The sequence below is a fragment of the Microbacterium sp. Cr-K20 genome, from assembly GCF_000708325.1.
Taxonomy (GTDB): domain Bacteria; phylum Actinomycetota; class Actinomycetes; order Actinomycetales; family Microbacteriaceae; genus Microbacterium.
Window position 1 is genome coordinate 1 of record NZ_JARE01000008.1, and the last position, 2,841, is coordinate 2,841.

At 67.6% G+C, this 2,841-nt stretch carries 2 protein-coding genes and 1 pseudogene; all 3 read right to left on the reverse strand.

Annotated features, from left to right (window positions below; all coding sequences use genetic code 11):
* Positions 1-141: 141 nt before the first annotated feature.
* Positions 142-1,431, reverse strand: a complete 1,290-nt coding sequence (locus GZ67_RS0102010; protein WP_081859847.1) for a citrate synthase — start codon at positions 1,429-1,431, stop codon at positions 142-144.
* 190 nt (positions 1,432-1,621) lie between these two features.
* Positions 1,622-2,734: a succinyldiaminopimelate transaminase gene (dapC, locus tag GZ67_RS0102015; protein WP_029262061.1), complete on the reverse strand. Its 1,113-nt coding sequence runs from the start codon at positions 2,732-2,734 to the stop codon at positions 1,622-1,624.
* Between the two features lie 9 nt (positions 2,735-2,743).
* Positions 2,744-2,841 (reverse strand): annotated as a pseudogene (locus tag GZ67_RS0102020) (ferredoxin); the annotation flags it as partial.

Below are 2,841 nucleotides of genomic sequence, written 5' to 3' on the forward strand. Positions count from 1 at the left end.
AGGGCGGCGGTTACTCCACGCAGAGTGGCCAGTCCCGTCAGGGCGGTGGCCGCAGCTCGCAGGGTCGCTGACCCGCGGGCGCAGCTCGACTGAAAAGCGCCCCTTCCGCTTCGGCGGAAGGGGCGCTTTCTCGTTGTGCGCTCAGCGAGTCGGGAACGACCGCTCAGGAGACCCCGTGTACAGCTGCTGCGGACGGCCGATCTTGGTCTGCGGGTCGAGCTGCAGCTCGCGCCACTGGGCCAGCCAGCCGGGCAGACGGCCGATGGCGAACAGCACCGTGAACATCCGGGTCGGGAAGCCCATCGCCTTGTAGATGACACCGGTGTAGAAGTCGACGTTCGGGTACAGGCGACGCTCACGGAAGTAGTCGTCGGCGAGGGCGAGTTCCTCGAGCTCCTTCGCGAGGTCGAGCAGCGGGTCGGTGACGCCCAGCGACGAGAGCACCTCGTCGGCGGCGTCCTTGACCAGCTTGGCCCGCGGGTCGTAGTTCTTGTAGACGCGGTGCCCGAAGCCCATCAGCTTCACGCCCTCTTCCTTGTTCTTCACACGCTCCACGAAGCGCGAGACGCTCTGGCCGGAGTCGCGGATCTGACCCAGCATGGTCAGGACGGCCTCATTGGCACCGCCGTGCAGCGGACCGGAGAGCGCCTGGATCCCGGCGGAGACCGAGGCGAACTGGTTCGCACCGGTGGAGCCCACGAGGCGGACCGTCGAGGTGGAGGCGTTCTGCTCGTGGTCCTCGTGGAGGATCAGGAGCAGCTCGAGAGCCTTCGACATGACCGGGTTGACCTCGTACTCCTCGCTGTGCACGCCGAAGTTGAGCTTGAGGAAGTTATCCACGAAACTCAGCGAGTTGTCGGGGTAGAGGAATGCCTGGCCGACGCTCTTCTTGTGCGCGTACGCCGCGATCACGGGCAGCTTGGCGAGCATGCGCACCATGTTGAGCTCGACGTGCTCGGGGTTGTGCGGGTCGGTCTGCCCCTCGTAGTACGTCGAGAGGGCGGCGACCGCCGACGAGAGCACCGACATGGGGTGCGCCGTGTGCGGCAGCGCCGAGAAGAAGCGCTTGAGGTCTTCGTGCAGCAGCGTGTGACGGCGGATCTTCTCGTCGAACTCTGCGAGCTCCGAAGCCGAGGGCAGTTCGCCGTAGATCAGGAGCCAGGCGACCTCGAGGTAGCTCGTGGACCCTGCCAGCTGCTCGATCGGGTACCCGCGGTAGCGCAGGATGCCCTTGTCTCCGTCGATGAAGGTGATGTCGGACTTCGTGGACGCCGTGTTGACGAAGCCGTAGTCGAGGCCCGTGTAGCCGGTCTGCCGGGTCAGCGTCGAGAAGTCGATGCTGTCGTGGCCTGCCGTGCCGCGCAGTACCGGGAATTCGGCGGTCGTATCGCCGATCGTCAGCTTCGCCGTCTGCTCTGCCGCTGCGCTCACGCGGTCCTCCTCCTGGCGTCCGACCCCGCTGGTCGCGGTATATCGGACAAGATCTTGATCAAGTCGGAACTGGCGATCTCACGGCGCTGTGGCACCAGGTCGAGACTCGACCGAATCGCTTTTACAGCCTAGTAGGCACACAGGCCTACTGTGACATCCGCCAAACAGATGCGAACTTCACGGAGAAAACCTACAGAGCGGAGGCGGTGAGGCGGCGCGCGGCTTCTCGCACCCGCTCGGTGGGAGCGGTCAGCGCGAGGCGCACATGCTGCGAGGAGTCCGCACCGTAGAACGGACCGGGACCGGCGAGGATGCCGAGGTCGGCGAGGCGACCCATCGACTCCCAGGCATCGCGCCCTTCCGTCGCCCAGAGGTACAGTCCTGCTTCCGAACCGTCGATGCGGAAGCCTGCGGCCTCCAGCGCGGGGCGCAGTGCTTCTCGCCTGGTGCGGTACAGGTTCTTCTGGGCCGCGACGTGCTCGTCGTCACCGAGCGCGACCGCCATGGCGTGTTGCACGGGTGCGGGCGGCATGAGCCCGAGGTGCTTGCGAGCGGTGAGCAGTTCTCCGACCACGCGCGCGCAGCCGGCGACGAACGCGGCGCGGTAGCCGGCGAGGTTCGACTGCTTGCTCAGCGAGTACACGCTGAGCAGGTTCGCCCTACTGCCGCCGGTCACCCGAGGGTCGAGGATCGAGGGGATCGGCTCGGTCGCCCAGTTTCCGTCCCAGCCCAGCTCGGCGTAGCACTCGTCGCTCGCGAGGACGGCACCCAGCTCGCGCGCACGGCGCACGGCCGCGGCGAGCTCATCGACCGTCCAGGTTCGGCCGTCCGGGTTGCCCGGAGTGTTGATCCAGATGAGCTTGGTGCCCTCCGGCCACTCGGCGGGATCGTCGGCCGGGAGCGGCGTCGCACCGACCACCCGGGCGCCGACCTCGTATGTCGGGTACGCCACTCGCGGATGCACGACGACGTCGCTCGCACCGAGTCCGAGGAGCGTGGGCAGCAGCGCGACAAGTTCCTTGGAGCCGATCGTCGGCAACACGTTGTCGACGCGGAGGTCGGATACTCCCCGGCGCCGCGCGTACCACTCGACGATGGCTTCGCGCAGCGTCGGCGTGCCGACCGTCTGCGGATAGGCGTGTGCGTCGGTCGCCTCGGCCAGCGCACGACGGATGAGCTCCGGCGTCGGATCCACCGGCGAGCCCACGGAGAGATCCACCAGACCCTCCGGATGCTGCGCGGCACGCTCACGGAACGGGACGACGGCATCCCACGGGTAGTCGGCGAGGTCGCGGACGCTCACAGAAGACGCCTACTCGCCCTGGGGCGGGAGCGCGGCGATGATCGGGTGGTCGAACGTGTAGACGCCGACCTTGGCGGCGCCTCCGGGCGAGCCGATCTCGTCGAAGA